Genomic DNA, 2677 nt, shown 5'->3' on the forward strand with positions numbered 1-2677 from the left:
CTGTTTACTGTTATATGCTGTGACTATGACTGAAATTACTGAGACTATTGAGCTCAAGCTGCTGACCAGGTATGGCTCCACCAGATAATTTTTAACTTTTAAGTTATTGAGGCGGCAGCCCTGCGCCCTGCAATCGCATACCATGATGTCGCTGTGATGGAACCCTTATAGTTCCGCGTATCAGCTAACAGCGGGGCGCCGCTTGAGGATAGTGCACGTGTCGCCGTTCTACTCGCCTGTAGTGGGCGGCGTGGAGGAAGTAGTGAAGAGGGTAGCCGAGTACATGGCCTCAAGGGGCCACGAGGTCCACGTGATCACCTACAACAGGCTCAGGTCTGGGGAGCTCGGCTCGCTTCCAAGGGAGGAGACCATAAACGGCGTCCACGTGATTAGGCTCAGGCCAAGGTTGATCTGGAGCCACGGCTCATACAGTCCTGAGCTACCCGACGTCATAAGGTCCCTGAGGCCTGACGTTGTTCACGTGCACGTCTGGAGGCACCCCCACGCCTTCCAGGTTGCGAGGCTTAAGGAGGAGCTTGGCTTCAGGGCGATACTTCACGGCCACTCGCCGTTTTACGGGCTAGCACGCCTTGGAGTGGTGACCTGGACTTACCACAAGCTCGTCGACGTCCTCGGGCGAGGCTACCTCAGAGGCTACGACGTCTACATAGCCTTAACGAGGTGGGAGGCCAGGAGGATTTCATCCCTTGGCCTAGGCCAAAGTAAGATTATAGTAGTGCCTAATGGTGTTGACGAGGATCACTGTAACTTAAGCTTAGAGAGGGCGGAGGGCCAGGTCCTGTACCTTGGCAGAGTGTCCAGGGAGAAGAACCTGTGGATGCTCGTGAAGTCAATGGAGTTCGTGAAGAGGGAGGCCAGGAGGGCCAGCCTGGTGATGGCGGGCCCTGACGAAGGCCTTGCTAGGGACCTCCTAGAGTACTCCAGGCGCCACGGCCTTGACGTCAGGTACGTGGGCCGGGTGAGCGATGAAGCCAAGCACAGCCTGTTCCTCAGGAGCGAGGTCTACGCGCTCCCGTCGAAGTACGAGGGCTTTGCGCTGACCCTCCTCGAGGCTGCAATACATACAACCCCTTCAGTGATAACTGGCGAAGGGAGCCAGCTTGAGGCAGCACCTCCAGGCGTGGCGAGCCTCTGGGCAGAACCAAGGCCTGACAGGTACGCCGAGGCCATCGCAAGGCTTCTCACCGACGACGCGCTCAGGAGGAGCCTGGGGGAGAGCGCGAGGCGCTGGGCGGAGGAGCACACGTGGAGCAGGATACTGCCAGCCTACGATGACATTTATAGGGGACCTGCCTTTAATGGCATCGCGCAGTGACCTGCAGTTCGCTGATAGGCAACTGCGCCGAGTTGCAAGTCAGAGACGTTCATGAAAACGCCGACCCTGAGCCCTCGTCTTTAGTCTGCTCGACTTAACAGTCGGTATGAAGCAGCCTGGTGTAGGTTAGAAGTGGTTTCGCAAGACCTTAAACCTTTTAAAGTAAATGAAGGAGAGGAAGTTGTGGCGTGACGATAGACGTTGAGGGTGTTGATGGGCCTCGGCTACTACGAAGGTGGAGGCTTCGCCACGGTGGTGAACTCCCTGGCCAGGCACCTTTCAAAGCACGGGGTCGAGGTCACCGTGGCAGCGAGGGAGGTCAGGATAAGGCCCCTGAGGATGTTAACGTGATAAGGCTAAGCCCTGAGGAGTTCGCAAGGGAATCGAAGCACTACGACGTGCTTCACATTCACACATCCTACCCCTACACTAAGGCAGTTGTTGAGGGCGGCGCTGAAAACGTGATCTTCACGTGGCATGGCTACACCTAGTCCCTCTACGTGCCAGGCCTGAAGAACAAGGCCATAAACTTTGTCCTGGGGTGGCTGTACGCGAAGCTTTTGCCCAAGATAAAGTACGTCACGGCGGTGTCGGAGTACGCCGCGAGGCAGCTGGCTAAAATGTACCACGTGAGCTCAAGGGTAATATATAATGGCATCGACCTTGAGGTGTTCAGGCCCTGCCGCGAAAGGCCTCAGGACGGGCCCGTGTTCTTTAACGTGACCGCCTACAATAACCTAAAGGGCAGGGACCTCCTGATAAAGTACTTCACAAGGTACATAGCGAGGCAGTACCCCGGCTCCCGCCTGATAGCCCACGGAATCGGGATTAGCAGCAATAATATTGTTAACCTGGAGTCCATCCCTGACAGCGAGCTCCCAAGGACCTACTGCCAGGCAACCATGTACCTGCTGACGTCAAGGTGGGAGAGCTTCGGGCTCCCAATACTTGAGTCATTAGCCACCGGAACCCCAGTGATAGCCCTTGACAGGGACGACGCCAGGAGGGAGCTCATACTGAGGTCGGCGCGGGGGAGCTCTTCAGGGACGGGCGTTCCCTGCTCGAGGCCATCAGGAAGGTCTTAGACGACTACGACGAGTACTCAAGGCGTGGGGTTGAGTTCGCCAGGTCCTTTGACTGGGGCCGCGCGGCCATGGAGTACGCCTCGCTCTACAGGGAGGTCGTCGGCGAAAGGAACTAAGCGTGGCCTGGCGACAAGCGTTAGGGGAGCTGGTAAGGGGTTGAGGATAGTTCACGTGGTTCACAGCTACTGGCCCGCGGCTGGCGGGATTGAGAGCGTAGTTAAGGCCTTAGCCGAGGGCATGGCCTCGAAGGGGCACG

At 57.4% G+C, this 2677-nt stretch carries 4 protein-coding genes; all 4 read left to right on the forward strand.

Features of this window, described 5'->3' with window-relative positions:
- Window positions 1-211 precede the first annotated feature (211 nt).
- The 4 genes from ACP5H1_RS08290 (at window position 212) to ACP5H1_RS08305 (ending at window position 2421) form a co-directional block, all read left to right on the forward strand.
- On the forward strand, window positions 212-1336 hold the full coding sequence (locus tag ACP5H1_RS08290; RefSeq protein ID WP_427974018.1) for a glycosyltransferase family 4 protein: 1125 nt from the start codon (window positions 212-214) through the stop codon (window positions 1334-1336).
- A gap of 201 nt (window positions 1337-1537) precedes the next feature.
- Window positions 1538-1687: a hypothetical protein gene (locus tag ACP5H1_RS08295; protein ID WP_427974009.1), complete on the forward strand. Its 150-nt coding sequence runs from the start codon at window positions 1538-1540 to the stop codon at window positions 1685-1687.
- Window positions 1684-1827: a hypothetical protein gene (locus ACP5H1_RS08300; RefSeq protein WP_427974012.1), complete on the forward strand. Its 144-nt coding sequence runs from the start codon at window positions 1684-1686 to the stop codon at window positions 1825-1827. The genes ACP5H1_RS08295 and ACP5H1_RS08300 overlap by 4 nt, the downstream gene beginning before the upstream one ends.
- Before the next feature lie 9 nt (window positions 1828-1836).
- Window positions 1837-2421, forward strand: a complete 585-nt coding sequence (locus tag ACP5H1_RS08305; protein WP_427974015.1) for a glycosyltransferase family 4 protein — start codon at window positions 1837-1839, stop codon at window positions 2419-2421.
- The last annotated feature ends 256 nt before the right edge of the window (window positions 2422-2677 follow it).

Origin of the sequence: Acidilobus sp., from assembly GCF_049973875.1 — an archaeon.
In the GTDB taxonomy this organism is placed as follows: Archaea; Thermoproteota; Thermoprotei_A; order Sulfolobales; family Acidilobaceae; genus Acidilobus.